Raw genomic sequence first — 23,712 nt, forward strand, 5'->3', positions numbered from 1 at the left:
CCTCTGAAAGGGCAAGGAACCGCGCCGCAGGGGCCCAGACCGCGGGTCTGGGAGACGGCGGGGGTGGTCAGTCGTCGCCGAGGCCGGCGGCCTCGAAGGCGCGCAGCGACGGCTTGATGGTGGCCGTCGGTCCACCGGTCTCGACCAGCGGGTCGAGGGTCTTCAGCCCGTCGCCGGTGTTGTAGATGACGGTCTCGGCGGCCGGGTCGAGCAGGCCCTCGCGCAGCAGGCGGCGCAGGTTCGCGACCGTGACGCCGCCGGCGGTCTCGCCGAAGATGCCCTCGGTGCGGGCCAGCAGCCGCATACCCTCGAGGATCTCGTCGTCAGTGACGTCCGTGATCGCACCGCCGGTGCGGCGGGCGACGTCGAGGGCGTACGGGCCGTCGGCCGGGTTGCCGATGGACAGCGACTTGGCGATCGTCGACGGTCGCACCGGGGCGACCGTGTCCACCCCGCGGGCGAAGGCGGCGGCCACCGGGTTGCAACCGGCGGCCTGCGCGCCGAAGACCCGGTACGGCGTCGGCTCCACCAGGCCCAGCTTGCCGAGCTCGCCGAACGCCTTGTCGACCTTGGTGAGCAGCGAACCGGACGCGATCGGCACGACGACCTGCTCGGGCAGCCGCCAGCCGAGCTGCTCGGCGACCTCGTAACCCAGCGTCTTGGAGCCCTCGGCGTAGAAGGGGCGGACGTTGACGTTGACGAATGCCCACTCGTACTCGCCGGCCAGCTCGCTGCACAGCCGGTTGACGTCGTCGTAGTTGCCCTGGATGGCGACGAGGGTCCCGCCGTACACGCCGGTGGAGACGGTCTTGCCGGCCTCCAGGTCGTGCGGTACCAGCACCACCGAGCGCAGGCCGGCCCCGGCGGCGTGCGCGGCCACGGACTGGGCGAGGTTGCCGGTCGAGGCGCAGGCCACTGTGGTGAACCCGAGCTCGCGGGCGGCACTGAGGGCCACCGAGACGACGCGGTCCTTGAACGAGTGCGTCGGGTTGGCGCTGTCGTCCTTGACGTAGAGCGTCTTCATCCCCAGCTCGGCGGCCAGGCGCGGGGCCGGGCGCAGCGGCGTCCAGCCGGCGCCGAGCGACACCCGGCGCGCCGGGTCATGCCCCGCGGGCAGCAGGCCGACGTAGCGCCACAGGTTGGCCGGCCCGCGCTCGATGGACTCCCGGGTGACCCGGCCGAGCAGGTCGGGGTCGTAGGAGATCTCCAGCGGGGCGAAGCACTCCACGCACACGTGGGTCGGGGAGAGCGGATAGGTGGCGCCGCAGTGGCGACAGGCCAGTCCGACCGCGGGGTTCGCGACGTCGAGGGCGGTGGTGTCGGCACGCTCGGGCGCGAGAGTCATGAAGAAGCTCCTCATCTTTCCCGGGGCAACCTGCCACGGGTCGGAATTAGCACCTGCCACGCATCGGATGCGGGTGGTTGCCGGGGCTTCACTGGGCCGTTCCCTCTGCCCCTCTGGATGAGCCAGATGAAGTTGTCTGTCCGTACTGTAGACCGTGTGCCGGAGATCGTGCACCGGTGTTTCGTGGTTCACGGCCGTGAGATCGTGTTTCGCCGGGTGCAGCCCGCCCCGGCCTCCGTAATGTTCGCCGGCGCCGGGCACGCCGGGCCCGCGTCCGGTGACCGCCGCTCGCGCCCGGTGCCCGGGCAGCCGGTGCCGGCGGGCCGACCCACCTCGCAGACCAGGGAGTCCGTGACAGTGAGTATTCGCGTCGTCTACACCGATCTCGACGGCACGATGGTCGGCCCGAAGGGCTGCTTCTTCCGCGCCGAGGGCGGGGCGATCACCCTGGACCCGGCGCAGGCGCTCGCCGAGCTGCACTCGGCCGGCATCGCGCTGGTGCTGGTCAGCGGCCGCACCCGGCCGCAGCTCGTCGAGGCGGCGCAGATCTTCGGCGCGGACGGCTTCATCGGGGAGCTCGGCGCCATCGTCGGCTGGAACGACGGGCGGGACAGCGAGATCCTGCGCGGTGCCATGCCGCCGGACTTCGACCAGGTCCCCGAGTCGCTGCTCGACCGGCTGATCGAGCGCTACCCGGGCCGCCTGGAGCTGCACACCCCCTGGCACGCCGGCCGCGAGGTCGACGTCATGCTCCGCGGCCGCATCGACGTGCCCGAGGTCGACGGCTGGCTCGCCGAGACCGGTTTCGCCTGGCTGAGCATGCGTGACAACGGTCTGATCTCGCCGGCCCACATGCCTGGGCTGGGCGTGGCGCCGCACGTCTACCACCTCGTCCCCGCCGGGGTGGGCAAGGGCGACGCGGTGGCCTACGACCTCAAGCGGCGCGGCGTGTCCCCGGCCGAGGCGATCGCGATCGGCGACTCCGCCAGCGACCTGACGATGGCCCCGCATGTCGGGCACATGCACCTGGTTGCCAACGCGCTGCGCCACCCCGACATCAACGCCCTGCTCGAGCGGTATGACAACGTCACCGTCGAGGCGGGCACGGTCGGCGCGGGATGGGCGAGCGCGGTACGGACGGCCGTCGCCGCCTGACCCGCCCGCCGGCAGCGGCCCGCATGCGGCCGGCACCCGCGTCCGGCCGGCACCCGGTTCGCGGCGCGTGCGATGCCGATCCAGTGCCTGTTCGCGGCCGGTTCGCTGGTGGTTCGCTGCGGGTTCGCCTGGTGTTGGCGGACTGGACGGTATCCGGACACCGGACGGACGATGTCCGGCCATACCCGGCGGAACCCGCGCCGGATGGCCGCGGTGTGGCCGGCGGTCGGGCCTGGACGGCCGTCCGGATGGCCTACCCTCCGCAGTGTGCAGCGGATGCGGGAAGCCGAGCAGGGCACGTCGGGGGGTCCTTCGCCGCTGGGGACGGCCCGGGTGCTGGTCGCCTCCAACCGGGGGCCGGTGGCCTTCGTCACCGGTGACAGCGGGGAGCTGGTGCTGCGCCGGGGGGCGGGCGGGCTGGTCAGCGGTCTGGGCCAGGCGGCGGCCGATGCCCCGCCCGAGGCCCTGCCGATGGTCTGGGTGTGCGCCGCGCTCGGCGACGCCGACCGGCGCGCGGTCCGTGCCGCACCGGCCGGCCGGCTCGACCTCGCCGGCCACGACACCGGCGGCACGGCCGTGCGGATGCTCGACGTCGACCGGGTCGTGTTCGACCGGGCCTACAACGCCGTCGCGAACCGCATCCTGTGGTTCATCCAGCACCTGCTCTACGCCCCGGCCTCGCAGCCGGTGTTCGACCTGTCGTTCCGCCGCGACTGGGCGGCCTACGAGGCGTACAACGCGATGTTCGCCGAGGCGCTGGCGCACGAGGCCGCCCCGGGCGCCTCGGTGCTCATCCAGGACTACCACCTGACCCTCGTCCCCGGGCAGCTCCGCCGGCTGCGCCCGGACCTGCGCATCGGCCACTTCAGCCACACCCCGTGGGCGCCGCCGGAGTACTTCCGGATGCTGCCCGACGACATCGGCGAGCAGATCCTGCGCGGCATGCTCGGCGCCGACCGGCTGGGGTTCCTCACCGACGCGTGGGCCGACGCCTTCACCGAGTGCGTCCGCGGTCTGCCCGGCGTGCGGGTCGAGCGGCGCTCAATCACGGTGGCGCCGTCCGCCGGGGCGACGGGGGCCGGGCACACGGTGCGCATCGGCGTGCACCCGCTCGGCGTCGACGCCGACGAGCTTCGCGACCGGGCCGACGCGCCCGACGTCGCTGCCCGGGCGGCGGAGCTCGTCGAGCTGGCCGAGGGCAGGCGCCTGATCGTCCGGGTGGACCGCACCGAGCTGTCCAAGAACATCGTGCGCGGCCTCGCCGCCTACCGCGAGTTGCTGCGGACCCACCCGGAGTGGCGTGGCAAGGTGATGCACCTCGTCTGCGCCTACCCGTCGCGGCACGATCTGCCAGAGTACCGCGAGTACACGGCCGCGGTGCAGCGGCTCGCCGCGGAGATCGAGGACGAGTTCGCCACGGACACCTGGCTGCCGCTGCGGTTGGAGATCACCGACGACTACCCGCGGTCGATCGCCGCGCTCTCGCTCGCCGAGGTGCTCGTCGTCAACCCGATCCGGGACGGGATGAACCTCGTCGCGAAGGAGGGGCCGGTCGTGTCGCGGCGCGACGCCGTGCTGGTGCTGTCCCGGGAGGCGGGGGCCTGCGCGGAGATGGGCCGGGCGGCGCTGGTGATCAATCCGTTCGACATCCAGGCGACGGCGCAGGCGCTGCACGCGGCGCTGACGATGCCCGCGGCCGACCGCCGGCGCCGCGCCGGCGAGCTCGCCGCCGTGGCGGGCCGGCTGCCACCGCGGGTCTGGTTCACCGACCAGCTCGACGCCCTCGCCGCGGATCGCCCCGACGCACCGGTCAGCCGCCGAGGCGCTCGATGAGTACCTCCAGCAGCGCGACCATGCCGGCGGGACCGCCGACGACAAGGTCGGCGCGTTCCCGCAACACGGCGGGAACCTCGGGGCTGTCGCTGCAGACCGTGATGCCGGGCAGCCCGGCCGCTCGCATCTCGTCGACGGCGGAGAAGGCGGGCAGGTCGCCGTAGTCGTCCCCGGCGACGAGCACCGAGCGTGCCCCGCGGGCGGCGACGAGCTCGCGCAGCGCGCCCCCCTTGTCGTGACCGGGCGGACGCAGCTCCAGCACCTTCTTGCCGGGGGCGGCCTCCAGCCCGTGCTCCTCGGCGAGGGTCGTCAACGCGGGGGCGAGCGCGGCCAGCGCCGCGTCCGGGTCGGCGGTGCGGCGCACGTGCACGACGAGCGCCTGGTGCTTGTCCTCGACGACCGTGCCGGCGGGGGCGTCGCGCAGCAGCTCGGGCAGCGCGGCGCGGACGGCGCCCACACCCGGCAGCGGCTCCGGGCTGGTGATCGCGTGCGACCGCGAGTCCCACCGCTGCAGTCCGTACTGGCCGAGGATGACCAGCTCACCGAGGTCGGGAAGCTTCTCCAACCCGGTCAGCTCCAGCAGCGCGTCGACCGGTCGCCCGGTGATGATCGCCAGCGTGCCCACCGCGCGGGAGATCCGGCGCAGCGCCTCGATCGCCCCGGGGGCGGGGACGGCGTCGGCCGGGCGGGCGACGATCGGGGAGAGCGTGCCGTCGTAGTCGAGGGCGATCAGCGCGCGGTCGGGCGCTGTGAGCAGGGCGGCGAGCCCGGCACCCCCGGCGGGGGTGCGGGGCGCTGGCGCGCGGTGCTGGGCGGAATCGCTCACGGAGCCTTCCCGGGGTCGATGGTCGAGGGCCGGCGGACATGCGCACCGGGGGATGCCTCAGCTGGGACGATCACTGATCATTTTTCCGGGTCGGTGGGGAAGTCGCGAGTGATGACGAGGATCAGGGTGTCGGTGGAGACGATCCTCGTCTGCGAGCGGGGGACGATCTTCTCGATGCCCGGAACGGCGTCCTTGAGCGCCTGGGCGGCCGCGGCGTCGTCGTCGTCGTAGAACACCGTCGAGACCGGCACGTTGTAGACCGACTGGAAGTTACCGGTCCGCTCGACGGGGAACCCGGCGGCCTCGACCCGCCCGGCCGCGGTCTCCGCCAGGCCGGAGATCCGGGAGTTGTTCAGCACGACCACCGGCGCCGTCACGGTGGGCCGCCGGCTCTGCGGTGCCGGCGGCGGCGCGGGTGTCGGGGATGGCGGCCGCTCGGTGGGCGGTGTCGTCGCGGCCGGGCTCGGGCGACGGGTCGGCGAGGCCGCGGGTGTCGTGCGGTGCCCCGCGGGGGACGGGCTCGGGCTGCCGCCGTCCGGGGTGTGGGTGGGCGCCGCGACCGGTCTCGGCCGCTCGGGGTCGGACGTGCCGTTGAACAGGTTGACCAGCAGGATGCCCGCGAGCACGGCGAGGACGGCGACGGCCCCCGCCACCACGGCGTGCAGCCGGTCCGCGCGCCGGCCCGGGGGGCGGCGGCGCGGTGGCGCGCTCGTGCCATGCGTCATCGGACTTGCGGCGTGGAGACCCCGCCGTTCACGGTGGGGAGGAAACGCCGCCCTGTCTTGCCCATCGGTTGACGTCCTTGTCGTAGAATTGAGGTATATCCCGTTACCGGCTTTATCTGACCGTCGAACAGGCGGCTGTGATGGAAGTCCATCGCGGGCATGCGCGGTATGTGTGGAACCTCGCGGTGGAACAGTAGTCGTGGTGGAATCCGCGGCGCGGGCCGGCGCCGGGGTAGAACGAGCAGTCCCGGCAGTTGACCGAGGCGCGGCGGGAGAATCCGTGGCTGGCGGCCGGTTCGCAGACCGTTCAGCAGCAGGCGTTGCGGGATTTCGCGACGGCGATGGCGAACTTTTTTCGGGGTTCGCACCGCAGGCCGGCGGGGCTGCTCGTCGCCCGGTTGGAACAGAAAGCCTCCGGCCGGGCCGAAAAAATCAACCCTGCGTGGACGTCGCAGACCTGTAACACCTGCGGGACCCGAGACCGCCAGGCGCGCGAGAACCAAGCCGTCTTCCGGTGCCGATCCTGCGGGCAGCAGGCGAACGCCAACGTGAACGCCGCACGCAACATCGCCCTGGGACATCGGTGGGAAACCACGTGGATGACTGCGCGGGGAGGCGACGCCGATGGGCGGCCGGTGAACCGCGAACCTCAACACCGCGCACCCCCTCTCCTGGTGGATGTGTAGATGTTGGAATCCCTCGCCTTCACGCGAGGGAGGATGCCAAGCGCGGCTTTACTCCTCGTTCCGGTCCCGGCGGCCGGACCTGGCGGCCCGGCGCTGCTCGCGCAGCCGGCGCAGCCGCCGGACGAGCATCGGGTCGGTGATCAGTGCCGCGTCCGAGTCGATCAGTCGATTGAGGATCTGGTAGTAGCGCGTCGAGGACAGGCCGAACTCGGCGCGGATCGCCTCCTCCTTGGCCCCCGGATGACGCCACCAGCCCTGCTCGAAGCGAAGGATGCGCCGGTCGCGGTCGGACAGCTCCGCGGCCGGTGTGCTCGCCCGCCCGGGTTCCTCGGGCGGCAGGGGTTGAGCTGCTTGCACAGCGGGACCTCCTTGGGACGCATCCGGGACGACGATCGCGGTCGGACGCGGTCACGCCACGCCCGGTATGGTTCGCCGCCCACTATTTCATCCTGTGGGTCCGACATCCCCGGTCGTCTCCGGGAACACACGTTCCGGCCGATGACCGACACCCGAGCTCGTTGCAGACCGGGCCGAGCCGATTGCGGTGCGTTCTGCGCGGTCTGAGTCCGGAAACCGTGCGCACCGTGCCGCAAGGCGGCCGATGGCTACGCTGGACCGGTGAGCCGGCGATTCACCCGCACCACGGAGGACTTCGACTGCCTCGTCTGCGGGACCGCCGTGCGCGGCGACGGGTACACCAACCACTGCCCGGCCTGCCTGTGCTCGCGCCACGTCGACGTGCATCCCGGCGACCGCGCGGCCGCCTGCGGTGGGGTGATGCGCCCGGTGGCCGTCGAGACCCGGACGCACGACGTGATCCTCACGCACGCCTGCGAGCGCTGCGGTCACCGCCGCCGCAACCGTACCGCGCCGGCCGACGACCGCGACGCCCTGCTCGCCGTCGCCGCCGCGGCGGCCCAGGCGGCGGTGTTCCCCGCCGAAGCGGACTTCCCGGCGGCGGGGTCTCCGGCGTGGGGGTCTCCGGTCGGGCCGGGCTCGGCCCGTGCCAGGCCCCGGCCCCGGCGTCGCGCCCGAGCCGGGCGGGGCCGCTGAGCGCCGGCGCCCAGGTTCGACGCCGCCAGGTCGGGCAGCCGCACGAGTTGCCGAGAGCTCGCACGATCGGTGGCCTTGACCGTGGTCACCCTCGGCAACTCGGCGACCGGCACCGTCCGGTGGCAGTCCCGGGCGTCCCGGGATGCCGCCCGGCGCGGCCCGTTCCGCCGGCCGGCGCGTCACCTCGCGCCGGCGGATGTCCCGTGGGTCGGATCTGTGTCCCGTGGGGCCGGGTCCTGTGCGGCCAGGTCCTGTGCGGCCGGGTCCTGTGCGGCAGGTTCCCTTGGGGGAGGATCCCGGGTGGGAAGGGACGGTCGGTCCAGGCGGGAACGGCGGATCGGCCGTGGGTCCCTCGGCGGGAGCCGCGGGTCGCTCAGGGGTAGAGGCCGCGCGTCTGGTGGGCCTCGGCGACCCGGCTCACCCCGATGATGTGCGCCGCCTGGCGCATGCTGACGCCCTGCGTGGTGGCGAGCATCGCCACCTCGCTGTAGGCCCGCTCCATCAGGGTCCGCAGCCGGTCGTTGACCTCGTCCTCGGACCAGAAGTAGGCCTGCATGTCCTGCACCCACTCGAAGTACGAGACCGCGACGCCGCCACCGTTGGCGAGGATGTCCGGCACGACCATCACGTCCCGGCCCTCCAGGATCCGGTCGGCGTCCGCCGTCACCGGGCCGTTGGCCCCCTCGACGATGATCCTCGCTTTGATCCGGTCGGCGTTCTCGATGGTGATGACGCCTTCGAGGGCCGCGGGGATCAGCACGTCCACGTCGAGTTCGAGCAGGTCGTCGTTGGTGAGCGTGTCCGTGCCGGGGAAACCGACGACGGTCTCCGCCCCCTCGGCGAGGTGGCGGATCAGCGCCGCCGGGTTGAGGCCCTGCGGGTTGTACACGCCGCCCTTGACGTCCGAGACGGCGACGACCTTGCAGCCGGCGTCGTGCAGGTACTGGGCGGCGAGCGCCCCGACCTTGCCGAAGCCCTGGATGGCGACGGTCGTGCCGTACGGGTCCCGCCCGGTCTGGCGCAGGGCGGCGAACAGCGCGAGCTGGACGCCACGGCTGGTCGCCCCGGCCCGCCCGGCGGAGCCGCCGATCGACAGCGGCTTGCCGGTCACCACGCCGGTCGCGGTGTGGCCGGTGTGGGCGGAGTAGGTGTCCATGATCCAGGCCATGGTCTGCTCGTCGGTGCCCACGTCGGGGGCCGGAATGTCCTTCTCCGGCCCGATCAGGGGGACGAGCTCGGCGGCATAGCGCCGGGTCATGCGCTCGCGCTCCTGGCGGGACAGCAGCGCCGGCTCGACGGCGATGCCGCCCTTCGCCCCGCCGTAGGGGATCCCCATCAGCGCGCACTTCCAGGTCATCCACATCGCCAGCGCCTTGACCTCGTCGAGGTCGCAGCTCGGGTGGAAGCGGATGCCGCCCTTGCCGGGGCCGCGGGCGAGGTTGTGCTGGACGCGGTAGCCGGTCAGCACCATCAGCGATCCGTCGTCACGCAGCAGTGGCACGCTGACGGTGATCGCCCGGCGGGGCGTGCGGAGCAGTTCGTGCAGTCCGTCGTCGAGGCCCAGATGACGAGCCGCGTTCCCCAGTTGAACGCAGGCCGTGTCCCATGCTGAGCCGGATCCGAGGATCACAGGCACCTCCGCGGCGCGTTTCGAGCCACCCTCTGCCGCCGAACGCGCCGCCGGGTTCGTCGGCCACGGCGCGCTCCGTTGCGCACCGTGGCAGTGACTCGATATGGCGCAAACAATAGGTGACGGCAGAGCCCCCCCGCCCGGCGCATCGAGGGCGCGCCTCGGGCCGCCCGAACGGGCGGGTACGGTCGCGGACGTGCGTCCGGATCAGTCGGCCCCGTCCGCCGGGCCGCCCCGCCCGCCGGCCCCGGAGCCGACCGCCGCCGCCGGCCCGGCGGCCACATCCCGGACCGGTCCGGGTGCCCCCCTACCGGCCGCTCGCCGGTTGTGGGGCGGCTGGCTGGTCACTCGCGCGCTGCTCGTCGCCGGCGTCCTGACCGGCCAGACGTTCGGTGCCCAGCAGACCGTCCTCGGTGATCTTCGGATCTACGCCGGCTGGGCGCACGATCTCGGCCACGGCGGCGGGCTGCCCGTCGGCGACGACCGCTGGCAGTACCCGCCGGGGGCGGCGGTCGCGCTGGTGCTACCGGAGCTCGCTCACACCCTTTCGGCGGTGCCCTATCGGGTGGCGTTCGTCGTGCTGACGCTGCTCGCCGACCTCGCCGTGACCGCCGCGCTGGCACGGCGCGACCGTGGCGCGGCGCTGTTCTGGGTGGTCGGGATCACCGCCCTGGGCCCCGTGGCGCTGGCTCGGTTCGACCTGCTGCCGGCCGCGGCGGCGGTCGCCGCGGTGCTCGCCGTGTCGCGGGCCCGGTTCGGCCGCGCCGGCTTTCACCTCGGCGTGGGGACGCTGCTCAAGGTGTGGCCGTTGCTGCTGCTGGTCGCGATGCCGGCGCCGGCAGGCTCGCCCGTCCGGTGGCCGGCCTGGCTGCGGGCGGGGGCGGCTCGCCTGATCGGCGGGTTGGCGGGCGCGGTGGGGCTGCTGGCCGCCGTCCTCGCGCTGACCGGCTGGTGGCGCGACGTCCTCGGCTTCCTCGGCGCGCAGCAGGCCCGCGGACTGCAGGTCGAGGCGGTGGCCGCGACGCCGTTCGTCATCGCCCACATGCTCGGCGGCCCGGGGCCCGACTACTCCTACGGCTCCCTGCAGTTCGACGGACCGGTGGCACGCGCCGTCGCCACCGCGTGCAGCCTGGTCGAGGCCGTCGCCATCACCGCCGCGGCGGTGTGGTGGTGGACGCGGGGTCGGCCGCCGGCGGAGGCCGGGGCCGCCCGGACGGTGGCCGCGACGCTCGCCGGGCGGGCCCTCGCGCTTGTCGTCGTGGTCGTCGTGACCGCCCGGGTGCTCAGCCCGCAGTATCTCGTGTGGATCCTTGCGCTCGTCGCCGCGGGACTCGCCGTCGCGCCCCCGGCCGCGTCGGACTGCGGGGACGACGCCGGCTGCGAGGGCGACACTGACTTCGGGGACGACACTGACTTCGGGGATGACGGCGACTTCGGGGACGACGCCGGCTGCGGGTGCGATGCCGGCTGCGGGTGCGATGCCGAGTTCGGGGACGATGTGGGTGGCGTCGGCAGCGCGCCGGCGCCGGAACTCGGCGGCCGGCCGCGGGGCCCACGTGGGCGACTGCCGGTGGCGCTGCTGGCCTGCGTCGCGCTGACCCAGCTCATCTACCCCTGGCGGTACAACGACGTCATCCAGGGCCGGATCGTGCTGAGCCTGCTGCTGGTCGGGCGCAACCTCGGTCTGCTCACGGTGTGCTGGTGGGCGGTGCGGGCCGCCGCCGGACCGCCACCAGTGCGGCCGCGGCCACGACGGCGAGCGCGACGACCGTGACCAGGGCGGCGACCCCGGCGGGACCGAGCAGCCGCCAGGTGGCCGCGAGCGGCGAGAGGGTCGCGAGGCACAGCCAGGTGGAGGTCACGACCAGCGCGGCGACCGTGCGTCCCGCGGCCGTGCCGGGCAGCCGCCCCGCCCGCCGCCCGCCCGGGGCGCCGCCGGCCGCCAGGATGGCGAGCGGCGTCAGGCACAGCGCCAGGTACCAGGGGTAGACCACCGGATTGCCGAGCGCCACGGCCAGGCCGCCGAAGCCGACGACGACCAGATCCGGCCGGCTGCCGGCGAACGTCCGGAACGCCCGGTCGCCGCCCGCCGGCGCCCCTCCGGCCGGTGACGACTCCGCCCGTGACGACTCCGCCCGTGACGACTCCGCCGGTGGCGGTGTGTCGTTCGCCGCCCGCGTGTCGTTCGCCGCCCGCGTCGCGTCCGTTGGCCGCGTCTCGTCCGCCGTGCCGGTGCCGGCGGGCGCCTCGCGGGAGCAGCGGCGCCAGGCGTGCAGGGCGAGTGCGAGGACGACGGCCGCCGCGGCCGCCAGGCACAGCGCCCGGGTTACCCGCTGCGTCGCGCCGTCCGCGGTATGCATGCCGACCAGCGCGAGCACGCCGTCGGCCGCCGCCGCGAGGACCGCGGCCGGAGCGATTCCGGTGGTCAGGGTGCCCGAGGTCGACAGCGCGTGGATCCAGGTCGGGCCGAAGCCGGCGGCGGCGATGCTCAGGCCCGACGCGACGGCGACGGCGGCGGCGTCGGCGGCGAGACGCACGACCCCCGCCCGCACCGGCCGCGGCGCCTGCCGCGCGGCCAGCAGGTGGGCCAGCACCAGCCAGCCGACGCAGAGCAGGGCGGTCGCCTTGACGTTGCCCGCGAGGCACGCCAGTCCCGTCGCGGCGGCGCCCGGCAGGATTCCGCGCGCCCCGGTCCGCCCCGGTTCTGTCGCCTGCGGTCCCGGCGCCTGCGGTCCCGGCGCCTGCGGTCCCGGCGCCGGTGGGTCCGCCACCTGCGAGCCTGGTGCCGGCGCGCGTCGGGTGGTGCGGTCCAGCACGAGGGCGGCGACGACGAGCGCGGCGGCGATCGCGTCGAGGTGCGCGCCGCCCACGAGGTGGATGACGACCACGGGGTTCGCCGCGACCAGGACCGCGACCGCCCGGCGCCGGGACGGCTCGGACCCGGCGAGGCGCAGCGACAGGCCGATCACGGCGATCGTGGCGAGCACGGCGATCACCCGGAGGACCGCGATGGTCCCCGTCGGGCCGCCGCCGATGGCCGCCGCGGCCTTCTCGACCGCGACCGCGGCACCGCCGTAGGGGGAGTGGGTGTGCCACCACCGCGGGTCGACGGCCCGGACGAACACCCGGCCCGAACCGTCCGGTGCACCGGCCGTCAGCAGCGCGGCCACCCCGTGGGTCGCCGGGTCCAGGCCGAGCCTGGCCAGCTCGCCCTGAGCGGCATAGGCGTACACGTCCCGGCTGAACAGCGGCGGCCCGACGGCGAACGGCAGGCTCCAGGCCGCGGCCGCCGCGAGCCCGGCGCGGGTGGACACCCGCCCGGCGGCCATCGCGCGTACCAGGAGAACCCAGCACAGGCACAGCGTGATGACGCTGAGCGCGGACAGTCCGGCCAGAACGCCCCTTGCCGTCTCCGTCGGCGGGGTCGATGGGAGAATTCCCCACCAGGATGAGGGGTCGGAGACGTTCGGATCGCGCGGGCCGAGCCGCCCCTCGGCCAGCATGGCCGCGACCGCGGCGCCGGCTCCGCCGAGGATCAACCAGATGACGCTGGTCGGGGACCTGATGGCGGACGGTCCGCGGCCGCCGCGCGCCGCCGGAGCTGAGGTGGCCGCGGCCGGCCGTTCGCCGACCGGCGGACCGTCGGGAGATGATCGGTGGGATGCGGCGGACGGACCGTCGTCGGTGTCTTGGGAGGTCGCGGGTGACAGCGCTCGCGGCGCCCGGTTCCCCGGTCGACGCCACGCGCGGTAGCCGGCCGACGACCGTGGCCGTGGCGGTGCCGGCGGGCGAGACCGAGTCTCGCGTGGCTCCACTGCCCCAGACCCCCTTCATCGCCCTCGAGCCGCCGCGGCACCACGGGCCGGTCGTGCGGGGCCTGCTCGTCCTCGTCGCGGCCGTGCGCCGGTGGCCCTGGACGCTGACCGCGGCCCTGTGTCTGCTGTGCGTCGGGCTCGGCGTGACCGGCCCCGACACCCCCGCCCAGGAATACCGGGTGTGGCTGTTCCGCCACGGCGGGGCGGTCCTCTGGGACGATCAATGGTACGGCGGCCACACCATACCCGGGTACAGTGTGCTGTTCCCGCCGCTGGGGGCGTTGCTCGGGGTGCAGCTCCTGGGCGCGATCTCCTGCGTCGCCTCCACGGTGATCGTGACCCGGCTGCTGCGTGGGCCGGGCCGGCGGTCGGGGCAGGACCTCGTCCTCGTGTGGTTCGCCGTGGCGACGGTGTCGAACCTCGTCGTCGGGCGGATGCCGTTCGCCCTCGGCATGGCGTTCGGCGCGCTGGCGCTGCTCGGGGCCCGCGAGCGCCGGACGAAGCTGACCTGGGCCGGCGCCGTGCTGTCGTCGCTGGCCTCGCCTCTGGCCGCCGGTTTCGTGCTGCTCGTCGGCGTCGCGCTGCTGCTGACCATCGGCTGGCGGCGCGTGCTGCCGTTCGCCGGCGCCGGTGCCGGCATCGTCGTCGCGCTCGCCTTCCCCGAGGACGGCTACCAACCGTTCCCGGCGCTGACCTTCCTGTCGTTGCTGGCGCTCATCGCGGTGGGACTGCTGGTGGTCCCGAAGGGTGCCCGGGCGATCCGCCACGGCCTGCTGCTGTGGGCGGCCGCGGCGGCGGTGTTCTTCTTCATCCCCTCCCAGGTCGGGGGGAACATCACCCGGCCGGCGACGTTGCTGGCCGGCCCCGCGGCGGCGCTGCTGCTCGCCGACCGCCGCCGGGTGCTCGCGATCGTGGCGATCCCGCTGATCGGCTGGCAGATCGGCCCGATCCACGGCGCGCTGCTCACCCAGGGCGATCCGTCCTCGTCCGCCGGGTACTACACCGAGCTGCTCGACTACCTCGACCGCGGCGCGCCGGTGCCGGCCGGCCGGGTCGAGGTCCCGTTCACCCGGGCCCACTGGGAGGCGCGCTTCGTGGCGCCGAGCGTGCCGATGGCCCGAGGCTGGCTGCGCCAGCTCGACAGCAAGTACAACGCGCTGTTCTACGACGGCAGCCTCAACGCCGAGACCTACCACGAGTGGCTGCTCGCCCGGGGCATCCGCTATGTCGCCCTGCCCGACGTGGAGCTCGACCCGTCCGCCGTCGCGGAGGCGAAACTGCTGCGGGCGGGCCTGCCCTACCTCGAGCTCGCCTGGCACAACCCGCACTGGAAGGTCTGGCTCGTCACCGATTCCGCCGGTCTGGTGCAGGGGCCGGCGAGCCTCACCGAGCTCGGGGTGAGCTCGGTGGCCGTGCGCTTCCGCACGCCGGGGGTAGCCACCGTGCTCGTCCACTACACGCCCTACTGGCGGCTGTCGGAGGGGCGGGCGTGCGTGTTCCGCGCCGCCGGCGGCTGGACGGGCATCCTCACCGAGGCGTCCGGGCCGGTGCGCCTGTCCGCCCGGCTCTCGGTCGACGGCCTGACCCGGGCCAGCGCCCTGGACTGCCCCGTGGACCAGCGCATCTCCTGACCGGGTCCGGGTCCGGGTCCGGGGCCGGCGCCGGCGCCGGGGTCTGGGTCGGGGTCTGGGCCGGGCCAGCGGTCAGCCGGGTTCTTCGAGGCGGACGATGCGCAGCCCCGCGTGGGCGAGGATCGCCGGCAGGCTGCGGATGACGTCGCGGTCGCGCTCCCGGTCGGTCTCGGACAGCGCCGACCAGTCGACCATCGCGGGGTGGCGCCGGTCGGCGCCGTCCTGGTGGGTCGGCCCCAGGGCGAAGCCCTTCGCCTCGCGTTCCCGGCGCCACCGCTCGTGCTCCTGCTGGGCGAGCTCGTCGATCTCCCCCACGGTGAACGCGAAGTCGGCGTCGGCCTCCCCGGCCGGCATCAGCATCAGCGCCTGTGCCCGCAGGACCTCCCCGAACTGGGCGGCCTGCGCCCGGTTGGAGTCGCGCAGGTCGTCCGGCAGCTCCGCCCACGGGACCATCGCCCGTCTGGCCCCCATCGCGTTGCCCCGGCGGCGTTCCGTCTCCAGGTAGCGCTCGTGGCTTGCCCGGGCGAAGCGCTCGATGAGGTCGGTGTCGCCGAGGTCGAGTGGAAGCGCCTCGTCGTTGACGGCGAAGAAACGCACGCCCCCCTGGAGGTCCTCCAGCAGCGGGCCCGGCAGGGGGGTCGTGGGGCGGGGGAACGTCGGCCGGCCGAAGACGTCCTGCAGGCTGCGCTGCCGCCCGGTGCGCACGATGACCGTGGTCCGCGCGACGCCGAACCGGTCGTTGAGGGCCTGCGCGGCGTCCAGTCCGTACAGCAGCGCCCGTTCCTCGTCGCTCTGGCAGACGTAGACGAACTCGGGCGACCCCTGCGGACCATCCGCCTGTGTGACGGCCGGCGGCAGCTCGCCGTGCGGGGTGTCGTGAGCGGTGAGCGCGACGCGGGCCAGCGCGGGTTCCCGGGCACGCAGCGCGGCGAGTTTCTCCTCGGCCGCCGGATCGGCCACGGCGATGGGCAGCAGCGGCCCGGACGCGCCGGCCAGGGCCCGCCAGCGGCGGGCCAGCTCCATCACCAGGGCGCGGCCGAGGCCGGACAGCCCGAGCACGACCAGGGGCGCCGGCGCGACGGTCGGTGCCGCGCCGGGCTCCGGGGCGGCCCAGCTCGGCGGGTACCGGTTGAGCAGGGCGTGCGCGCCGAGCACCTCGACGGCGAAGAAGTCCAGCCGGAACCCGCTGTCGTCGTTCAGCCCGATCCGCCGGGCGCGCAGGTGCGGGATCAGGGAGAGGTCGCCCACCTGGGCCAGGCAGCGCAGCGGCTGCTCCGCCCGATCGGCGGCGAGGCGCCGGGCGGCCAGCGCGATGGCCAGGTTCGACGAGGTGTCCGGCAGGCAGCCGTAGACCACGTCCGCACGGGCGACGCCGGCCTTCGCCAGCACCAGCGGTTCCACCGGGTCACCGACGACCCGCAGCAGGCCGGGCGGCAGCTCGGCGTCCGGATACTCCCGCTCCGCGTCCTCGGCGACCAGCACCACCCGTTTGGACCGGGAGAGCTTGTCGACGAGCGCCGACGCCGTGGGGCCGGTGCCGCACACGATGACGTGATGGCGGGCGTGGCGGGCCCGGAACCGTTCGAAGCGCTGAGCGAAGATCGTACTGACGCCGTCGGCGACCCCGACGGCCGTCGCCACCGGCGCGAGGAACCGCGCGATCTCCAGCGTCAGCGGGAACTTCCCGCCGTCCTGGAAGACCGTTCCGTCGGCGAGGAAGAGCGTCGCCGTGAAGAAGACGATGTTGGGCCAGCTGAACATCGCCGGCTCGCTGCGGAAATGCCGGTACATCCCGATCAGCCCGAGGCTGAACGCGACCACCCCGAGGACGGCGAACGTCCCCAGCAGGTGACGGCGTAACCAGCGGGCCACCCGGCCGGCGACGAGCAGTGGCCGGGCCGCCCAGCGTTCCAGCCGATGCCCCAGGCCCGCGCGCCCGCCCCGGCCGCCGGGCGCGCCGCGGCCGATCACCGTGGCCGTCCCGGGCGGGTTGCCGGGGGCGGGACCGGGACCGCCGACGCCGGCTGCGCCGTGGCCGCGCCGGACGTCCGACCGGGCTCACCGCGAGGTGGGCTCGGATACCAGATCGGCGACGACGATGGTGGTGTCATCACGGGCGCCGGCCAGCAGAGCCGCCTCGACGAGGGCATCCGCGGCCCGCTCGGGCGGCTCGGAGCCCAGCTCGCCGAGCAGCCCGTCGAGCTGCTCGGGCGTCATCACCTTGGTGATGCCGTCGCTGGCGAGGACGACCCGGTCGCCGGCTCGGACCGGCTCGCTGAAGATGTCGGCCTCGATCTCGTCGGCGAGGCCGACGGCGTTCAGCAAGGGGCCGTTGCGGATCGCGTGCGGGGTGGTCAGCGCCCGCGGGCGCCCCCGGCCCGGCTGCAGCCACACCGAGCTGTCGCCGACGTGGGCGACGGTGAGGTACTCGCCGGTGTTGTGCTGCCGGCCGAGGATGACGACGTCCAGCGTGCAGGCCATGCCCAGCCAGGTCGGTTCCTCCCGGGCCCGGGTGCGGACCACCCGGTTCGCCCGCTCCACGGCCCTGCGCAGCCCCTCCAGCGGATCCTCCGCGTACTGCGGTCGGAAGCCGGCCACGGTGGTGACGGTCAGCGTGGAGGCGATCTGGCCGGCGGCCTCCCCGCCGACGCCGTCCGAGACCGCCAGCAGGCCGTCCACGACGACGAAGGCGTCCTCGTTGGGACCGCCGCGCTTGCCCCGGCGGGTCCGGCCGGCGGCGGCCAGCCGCAGCGGGGCGGCCGTGGTCTGCTCGGGCTCGGTCGCCATCAGGTCGGCAGCCTGCTCCCGCGGCGCGGCGGCGGCGTCGGGAGCGCCGTTGGGATAGGTGGTCGCGGTCGGCGTGCTCTCCCACCGCGGGTCGCCCGCGGCCGCCCGGCCCCCCGCCGGCTCCGCTCCCACCGCGGCCGACTGCGCGACGAAGGTCGTCGTGGGCGGCGCGATCGGATAGTCGCCGGTCTGCGGGTCGTAGTAGCGGGTGGCGTCCTCCCGCTCGTCCTCGAAGGACTGTGCCTGGTGCGGCGGGACGGCGGGTGGCGGAGTCCAACCGGTCGCGTCGGGATCGCGACTGTTCTCCCCCCCGACTGGAACCTGCGTGGTCACATCCCCTCCCCACGACGAGCCCGCCTCCGGGCCGTCGCTCGGGTCGTCGGCCGTCTGTGCGGCGGGGGGGCTCGGCGCCGGCTCGGTGAAGCCCGGCACGATCCCGTCCGGCGCGGCGGCGTCAGAGCCGTCTCGCAGCGGCACCGTACCGGATCGATGCCGCTGATGGTCCAAGCCGCGGCTGCGGCGCTGGCTTCCCTGCCGAACTGGTCGGTTGTTCAGGGCGAAGTAGATCACCAGGGCTACCAGCAGCACCACGATGAGCATGATCGGCACCAGCGAGCTACCCATGGCCTCCGTCCTCGCCGAACCAGTCACGATCACGCTGTCGGGACGTGTCGCCAGCCGTCTTCCTTCTTACCCAAGGGCACCGACGCACCGAGAACCCCGGGTGTGTCGCGACACCGACACAAGTGCTGGTCATTGTTCCAGACTCCACCGACGCCGAGTAGGGCGAACGGGTCAGCCGCGGTGATCGTCCTGCCGGTCGGGCGGGCTCGCGGTCGTCGCTCGGCGGCCCGGCGACCGGTGCTGTCACCGGACGACGACGAGCAGGGCGAGTACGGCGGCGGCCAAGGTGAGAGCGAACACGGGGAGCCCGAAGGAGCGCCGCCGACGCGGGGCCGCGCCACCTGCGGCGATCTCGGCGGTGACCCGGGACTCGACGAAGCCGGGTAGTTCGTGGGCGGCCCGCAGGCGTGGATCGTCCGGAAGGTAGAGCGCCACCAGCCGGCGCACGACGCGTTCCAGGTCGGCGGCATACGGGCCGCCGCCGACCTCGCCGCCGTAGGCCCCGTCGCCGTAGGCCGCTGCGCCGTAGGCCTCCGCGGCGTAGTCGTCGGCGCTGCCGGGGCCGAAACCGTCGCCGTCGCCGTCGCCGCCGTCGGCGCGCTGGGCGTGGCGGAAGTACCGCTCCGCCGCCACGCTCAGCTCCGCCTCCGAGGGTGGCTCGGGCGACGCCCTGCCGCTGCGCTGGGGCGCGCCCCAGCTCCAGATCGCCTCGTAGAGGTCCCAGGCATCGTCCCAGCTCGGCACGTACCGGACGAGCAGGCCGAAGACCCGGGCCGCGTCGGGCCGGCCCGACGCGCACGCGTCGAGGAACGCGACCGCCGGATCCTGCGGGGCCGCCGCGGTCGGCGGGATGCGCGCGGTGAGCTCGGCACCCAGGGCGTGAAGCTCCGCCGCGGACGAGGCGGGCCGCGACTGTTGCCTCGCGCTCGCCGCCCGGTCCTCGCCGCCCCCGCGCCGAGTCTCGCCACCTCCGCCGTGTGCCTCGCCGTGCGCCTGGCCGTCCTCGCCGTGCGCCTGGCCGTTCTCGCCGCGGGCGTACAGGTCCAGAACGCGAGCAACGGTGTCGATCACCTGGCCCCCGCCCGGTCGGGCCGTCGCCAGCCGCTCGAAGAAGGGTCGGGCGCCGGCGGCGAGGAGCCCGGATCCGTCGTCGGCTCCCGGCGGCCCGAACCCGCCCGGCCCGGCCGCCACGGCGGCGGCGATGGCATACCGGATGTCCTCGGCTCCGTACCAGCCCGGGGCGTACAGGACGAGTATCCGGAAGGCGTCGGCTCCCCACGATCGGGTCTCCCGCAGCAGCCGCACCACCGCCGCGGCCGGCGACTCGGCCGGCCACCCGCTGGCGGGCTGTCCCGCGGTCCACGCCGACACGGCGTGGCCGGCCACCGGCGTGTCGTGTGCCGCCGATTCGGCCGCGGGACCGGACTGCGGCGAGTCTGCCGGGTAGGCGGCCGTCGCAGGGAATGCCGCCGGAGGGAACGCCGTCGCGGGGAGGGCTGCCGCGGGGAGGGCCGCGCCGGCGATCAGCCAGGCCAGCTCGTCGGCCAGGGCGTCGGCGAACGCGAACCCCTCCGGGAGTCCGAACCGGTCGAACACGGTCCGCAGGGCGGAGGCGAGCAGGTCCCGCACGCGCGCGGTGCGGTGGCCCTCGTCCGGCCGGTCCGGGCCGGCCTCGGTGGCGACCGGCAGGGCGGCCAGATCCGCGACCAGCCCGGCCAGTAGCTGCACGATCTGCCGATGCATCTCCGCGACGGCGGTATGGACCGCGGCGACGTAGGCCGCCCGGTTCACCTCCGCCAGGTGGGCGTCCGGTGCCAGCCGGGTGATTGCCTGGGTGACGTCGCTGGCGGCGCGGGCCAGGACGTTGGCGCGCCGACCAGGTGGGCGGTCAGGTTGCGGCCGGGACCGGGAGCCCGGCGGGCACAGCGGGCCGAACAGGTCGCGCAGCGCGGCGAGTTCACGCAGCTCGGTGGGCGATTCCAGTGGATCGGCCAGCGGATCGGGACCCGACTGCGCCAGCGAGACCCCCAGCGGCACGCCGAGCGCGGCAAGCAGCCGGTCGACGGGATGCAGCCGGCCGTCCCAGTACGACCACTCCGTCCGGTAGGCCGCCGCGACGTGCCGGGTGACCGCGGCCCGGGCGGCTCGCTCCAGCTCCTGCCGGTGCGCGGCGGCGGCCGCTGCGGGGGAGGCGGCGACCGGCGGCAGGACCGTCACCGTCACCTCGAAGCCGGTCTCCGCTCCGGCCGGGAGGTCGTCTCCGGCGCCGCCGCCCTCCCGGCTCGTGACGGAGACGTCCGGTCGCACGCTGGGGTCGGGCTGGGCGGTGAGGGCGGGCGGGGCGGTGAGGCTGGGCTGGGCGGTGAGGTCGGGCTGGGCGGTGAGGCTGGGCTGGGCGGTGAGGTCGGGCGGGGCGGCGGTGGGCGCAGGGGCGGCCGGGCGGACGGCGCGCAGTGCGTCGAGGGTCTCGGTGGCGAGCCGCCGCGCGCGGCCGCTGGCCGTCGCGAGGCGGTAGGACGAAAAGACCGATTCCAGGCCGGCCGTGAGGGGCGGGATCGCCCGGCGCATCGACTGTTCGGCGCCACGGGTGGGCGACGGACCGCGCAGCGCGGCGAGATCGTCGGCCAGCGCGGTCAGTGCCCCCTCGACCTGCCGTTGCTCCTCGACGACGGCGGCCTCGACGTCCGCGGCGACCCGGGCACGATCGGCCGCATCCGTCTCCCCCAGCCGGTCGAGGACGCCGGCTACGATCATGGCGCGGCCCTGCTCACGTGATGCCGGCCCGGTGCGTGCCTCCTGCCCCGCCGGCGATCTCGGCGGCCGGCCGGAGGCACCCGGAACGGTCAGTCGGCCCGCGATGCGGTGTAGCTGCCCGCGCAGTCGTTCGGCGCTTGGCAGGTCGGCGGGCAGGCCGACCGGGTGGGCCAGGATCGCGATCAGGCGACCTGCCGGGTCGGCGTCGTCCCCGACGGCGCCTCCCGGCGCCAGCAACCGCTCGTAGGCGTCGTGAAGGTGCTCGGCGACCGCGTGCGCCTGCCCGGCGGTCCCTCGCCCCGCGAACGCCGCCGCGGGTGATCGCGCATCCGCCGGTGACGGTGCGGGCTGACCCGGGGACGGCCGTGCCGGTGAGGCCTCCCAGCTCGAGGACGGTTCGCCGATCGGGCGGGGGCTGATCGGGTGGGAGTCGATCGGGTGGCGGTCGATCGGGTGGGGGTCGATCGGGTGGCGGTCGGCCGTGAGGGAGCCGGCCGGGTCGGGGCCCGGCTGCGCGCCTGATTCGGCCACCGCCGCGTCCCGCCCGCCGGTCGCCACCAGCCGGCGGCACCAGCGCTCCGGATCGTGCGGCCGGAACGCCTCGTCGCCGACCTGGGCGAGCAGGTCGCTGACGCCGCGGATCCCGCCCCGCCCGTAGACGCCGACGAGCAGGTGGGCCGCGTCGGAGACGGCCGGGGGGACCGGCGGCGCCATGCGGGGATCCACGTATATCGCCGCAGGGTCGGCGCCGGGCCCGAGCTCGGGCGGGACCGGGACGAACCGGAACCGCGGCTCGGATCGACCCACGCCGGTGGCCGCCCCGGCCGATGCCGCCGGTCCGTGGCCCGCGGCCGACGGGCCGCTCGACGCCCACGCCGGCTCGTCCGCCGGCTCATGCCTCGCACCGGTGGCGAGGGCGGCGGGCGATGTGGGACGGGGAGCGGGCGGGGCGGCGTGGATGGAGAAGGTGAGCCGGTAGGGGAGCACCTCTTCGAGCATTTCGACGAGTGCCCACATCAGCGTGACGGCCTCGTCCGAGCCGGTGTGTGACACCACGACCGGTCGATCCGTCCACGACCAGGTGAGGGCTGCGGAGACCAGGACGGTCAGCCGGTTGCGCCGGGCGGCGGCCCGGGCGGCCTGGCGCAGCGTCCGTTCGCCGGCCCGTCGTTGCGCGGTGAGGTCGTCGAGGTGCAGGGGGTTCAGCCGCGGTGTGGTCCGGGCGCCGCCGGCCGTGGCCCCGCCGGCCGCGTACAGGGCCAGCGCGACCCGTTCGGTCAGGTAGTCGGCCCGCCCGATCAGGACGTGCGCCCGTAGCCGGCCGCTACCGGCGCCGCTTCGGCCGGCCACGTGGACGTGGTGGACGAGCGCGGCGTCCGGTACGTCGTCCGGATCGTCCCGGACGGGCCGGTCGGGTGCGCCGACGACGTAGGCGAGCGCGGGCGGCGGCTGGTCGACGGGGCTGTCGCCCGCCTCGACCTGGGCGGCGAGCAGGCCGTTCCACGAACGGGTCGCCGCGGAGCTCAGCGAGCTTGCGATGGGAAAGTAGCCCTCGGCGCCGGCCCGCGTCCGCCTGGACCAGGCGTAGACGATCTGGTCGATGCGGGTCACCGCGGAGGTGTCGTCCCGCGCCGAGGGGGCGTGGTCCGCGGCCGCGGGGGCGGCGCGATTCACGGTTGCAGGCCCGGAAAGAGGACTGCCAGCACGTCGGCGTCCCGCGCGGGGGTCAGCCGCAGCACGCCGGCGAGCATCGTCGCCGCGGTCCAGACGATCTTGATGGCCGGCCCGACCGGGTCAGCCGGGCCGGCGCTGTCCGCCTCCGGCGGTGCCGGCTCCGGGCGGGCAACCCGTGGCGCGAAGGTGATGACCGCCGCAGCCTCGGGTCTGGGATCCAGCAGCGCCAACTGCCCCTCGTCGGCAAGCTCGGGGACCGCCGCCGCATCGGCGAGGTCATCCGACCTGGCGGTGGCCCCGACCTGCAACCCGCGCAGCAACTCGCCGGGGTGCCGGCCGACGACGGCGCGGATGCCGGGGAAGGCGAGGCAGCCGGGCATGGCGGACACCGCGTGGGTGACCTCGTCGAACACCTCGGGGCTGCGCAACGCGTCGAGCAGCACCCGTAGCGCCGGCCCGGCGGAGTCCACCGCGGCGGCCGACGGTCTGCCCTCGACCGCGCCGACCCAGAGGATCGCCGGGATGGTGGGCGCACTGCCGTCCACAGAGGCCGTGTCGTCGGCGAAGGCCGTGTCGTCGCCGCAGGCTGGGTCGTCGCCGCAGGCTGGGTCGTCGGCGAAGACTGGGTCGTCGGCGAAGGCTGGGTCGTCGACCCAAGCTGGGTCGTCGCCGAAGGTTCTGTCGTCCACGAAGGCCGGGTCGCCGGCAGGGGCCGTGTCGTCGGCGAAGGCGTAGAAGGCCGGGTTGTAGGGGGCGTCGAGGTCCGGGAGCGTCTCCTCGCCCGGCACGGCGCCGAACGGTTCGTCCCGGGCACCGGTGCCGCGCCACGGGCCGCCGCTCGTGCCCGCCGACACCGGGGCTCCGCGTGTCCCGGGCGCGGTGATCTCGCCCGGCACCGGCCCCACCAGGACGAGCAGCACCGACTCGGCGGGGCGCCCGGTGGTCAGCGCAGCCACTCCGGCCTGGTGGGCCGCTGCCGCGCGGGCCTCGTCGACGATCAGCAGCCGTTCCGCGGCGCCCATGTCGAACCGCAGGCGTCGGGTGAGCAGGGTTCGCAGGGTGCCGGGAGCCCAGGGGCGTCGCGCCACCCGCCGCCGGCAGCCCGAGCGCAGGTCCAGGGTGGCAACCGGGCCGGTCGCGGCGCTCACCGACGGCTCCGGGCGAAGGCCGTCCC

Annotated in this window: 17 protein-coding genes and 1 riboswitch; of the genes, 7 read left to right on the forward strand and 10 right to left on the reverse strand. The window is 75.0% G+C overall.

All coding sequences use genetic code 11. The features are described from left to right. Positions 1-67: 67 nt before the first annotated feature. The gene (gene thrC / locus AC5R91_RS20765) at positions 68-1,345 is read right to left on the reverse strand and encodes a threonine synthase (RefSeq protein ID WP_495392992.1); all 1,278 of its coding nucleotides are present in this window, start codon (positions 1,343-1,345) and stop codon (positions 68-70) included. An 8-nt stretch (positions 1,346-1,353) separates the two neighbouring features. After that, a riboswitch (SAM riboswitch) is annotated at positions 1,354-1,469 on the reverse strand. Between the two features lie 233 nt (positions 1,470-1,702). Here thrC and AC5R91_RS20770 point away from each other — a divergent pair. Further along, positions 1,703-2,500, forward strand: coding sequence for an HAD hydrolase family protein (locus tag AC5R91_RS20770; protein WP_495392993.1), 798 nt, complete (start codon positions 1,703-1,705; stop codon positions 2,498-2,500). A gap of 276 nt (positions 2,501-2,776) precedes the next feature. Continuing rightward, on the forward strand, positions 2,777-4,333 hold the full coding sequence (locus AC5R91_RS20775; protein ID WP_495392994.1) for an alpha,alpha-trehalose-phosphate synthase (UDP-forming): 1,557 nt from the start codon (positions 2,777-2,779) through the stop codon (positions 4,331-4,333). Here AC5R91_RS20775 and otsB read toward each other — a convergent pair. Next, positions 4,311-5,159 carry a trehalose-phosphatase gene (gene otsB / locus AC5R91_RS20780; RefSeq protein ID WP_495392995.1) on the reverse strand — a complete coding sequence of 283 codons (849 nt, stop codon included), beginning with the start codon at positions 5,157-5,159 and terminating at the stop codon, positions 4,311-4,313. The two genes, AC5R91_RS20775 and otsB, sit on opposite strands and share 23 nt — an antisense overlap. 77 nt (positions 5,160-5,236) lie before the next feature. Continuing rightward, on the reverse strand, positions 5,237-5,884 hold the full coding sequence (locus AC5R91_RS20785) for a LytR C-terminal domain-containing protein (RefSeq protein WP_495392996.1): 648 nt from the start codon (positions 5,882-5,884) through the stop codon (positions 5,237-5,239). Positions 5,885-6,024: 140 nt separating this feature from the next. On the opposite strand from AC5R91_RS20785, the gene AC5R91_RS20790 reads away from it, so the two are divergent. Beyond that, positions 6,025-6,081, forward strand: coding sequence for a hypothetical protein (locus AC5R91_RS20790; protein WP_495398019.1), 57 nt, complete (start codon positions 6,025-6,027; stop codon positions 6,079-6,081). Between the two features lie 57 nt (positions 6,082-6,138). Further along, on the forward strand, positions 6,139-6,570 hold the full coding sequence (locus tag AC5R91_RS20795) for a zinc ribbon domain-containing protein (RefSeq protein ID WP_495392997.1): 432 nt from the start codon (positions 6,139-6,141) through the stop codon (positions 6,568-6,570). 48 nt (positions 6,571-6,618) lie between these two features. On the opposite strand, the gene AC5R91_RS20800 is transcribed toward AC5R91_RS20795, so the two are convergent. Further along, the gene (locus AC5R91_RS20800; RefSeq protein ID WP_495392998.1) at positions 6,619-6,927 is read right to left on the reverse strand and encodes a DUF3263 domain-containing protein; all 309 of its coding nucleotides are present in this window, start codon (positions 6,925-6,927) and stop codon (positions 6,619-6,621) included. 261 nt (positions 6,928-7,188) lie between these two features. On the opposite strand from AC5R91_RS20800, the gene AC5R91_RS20805 reads away from it, so the two are divergent. Further along, the gene (locus tag AC5R91_RS20805; protein WP_495392999.1) at positions 7,189-7,623 is read left to right on the forward strand and encodes an RNHCP domain-containing protein; all 435 of its coding nucleotides are present in this window, start codon (positions 7,189-7,191) and stop codon (positions 7,621-7,623) included. A gap of 373 nt (positions 7,624-7,996) precedes the next feature. On the opposite strand, the gene AC5R91_RS20810 is transcribed toward AC5R91_RS20805, so the two are convergent. Beyond that, entirely contained in the window at positions 7,997-9,253 is a 1,257-nt protein-coding gene (locus AC5R91_RS20810; RefSeq protein WP_495393000.1) for a Glu/Leu/Phe/Val family dehydrogenase, read from the reverse strand. A gap of 196 nt (positions 9,254-9,449) precedes the next feature. On the opposite strand from AC5R91_RS20810, the gene AC5R91_RS20815 reads away from it, so the two are divergent. Beyond that, a complete protein-coding gene (locus AC5R91_RS20815) occupies positions 9,450-11,027 on the forward strand; it encodes a glycosyltransferase 87 family protein (protein WP_495393001.1) in 1,578 nt (525 codons plus the stop codon). Here the strand turns inward: AC5R91_RS20815 and mptB are convergent. Continuing rightward, positions 10,942-12,792: a polyprenol phosphomannose-dependent alpha 1,6 mannosyltransferase MptB gene (gene mptB / locus AC5R91_RS20820; protein ID WP_495393002.1), complete on the reverse strand. Its 1,851-nt coding sequence runs from the start codon at positions 12,790-12,792 to the stop codon at positions 10,942-10,944. The genes AC5R91_RS20815 and mptB overlap by 86 nt on opposite strands. Before the next feature lie 266 nt (positions 12,793-13,058). On the opposite strand from mptB, the gene AC5R91_RS20825 reads away from it, so the two are divergent. Further along, positions 13,059-14,699, forward strand: coding sequence for a hypothetical protein (locus AC5R91_RS20825; RefSeq protein ID WP_495393003.1), 1,641 nt, complete (start codon positions 13,059-13,061; stop codon positions 14,697-14,699). A gap of 72 nt (positions 14,700-14,771) precedes the next feature. Here AC5R91_RS20825 and AC5R91_RS20830 read toward each other — a convergent pair whose 3' ends face one another. From AC5R91_RS20830 to AC5R91_RS20845, 4 genes are all read right to left on the reverse strand, one after another. Next, a complete protein-coding gene (locus AC5R91_RS20830) occupies positions 14,772-16,670 on the reverse strand; it encodes an NAD-binding protein (protein WP_495393004.1) in 1,899 nt (632 codons plus the stop codon). 87 nt (positions 16,671-16,757) lie between these two features. Further along, complete coding sequence (locus AC5R91_RS20835; RefSeq protein WP_495393005.1) at positions 16,758-18,110, reverse strand: PP2C family protein-serine/threonine phosphatase; 1,353 nt, start codon at positions 18,108-18,110, stop codon at positions 16,758-16,760. Between the two features lie 243 nt (positions 18,111-18,353). Continuing rightward, positions 18,354-22,538 carry a hypothetical protein gene (locus tag AC5R91_RS20840; protein WP_495393006.1) on the reverse strand — a complete coding sequence of 1,395 codons (4,185 nt, stop codon included), beginning with the start codon at positions 22,536-22,538 and terminating at the stop codon, positions 18,354-18,356. Beyond that, entirely contained in the window at positions 22,535-23,686 is a 1,152-nt protein-coding gene (locus tag AC5R91_RS20845) for a hypothetical protein (protein ID WP_495393007.1), read from the reverse strand. The genes AC5R91_RS20840 and AC5R91_RS20845 overlap by 4 nt, the downstream gene beginning before the upstream one ends. Positions 23,687-23,712: the final 26 nt, after the last annotated feature.

The sequence above is a fragment of the Frankia sp. BMG5.60 genome, from assembly GCF_059428125.1.

Excerpts from the sequence above, each read along its gene's own strand:
- AC5R91_RS20835 (WP_495393005.1), bottom strand. The coding sequence starts at position 18,110 with ATGGGTAGCTCGCTGGTGCCGATCATGCTCATCGTGGTGCTGCTGGTA.
- AC5R91_RS20785 (WP_495392996.1), bottom strand. The coding sequence starts at position 5,884 with ATGACGCATGGCACGAGCGCGCCACCGCGCCGCCGCCCCCCGGGCCGG.
- AC5R91_RS20775 (WP_495392994.1), top strand. The coding sequence starts at position 2,777 with ATGCGGGAAGCCGAGCAGGGCACGTCGGGGGGTCCTTCGCCGCTGGGG.
- thrC (WP_495392992.1), bottom strand. The coding sequence starts at position 1,345 with ATGACTCTCGCGCCCGAGCGTGCCGACACCACCGCCCTCGACGTCGCG.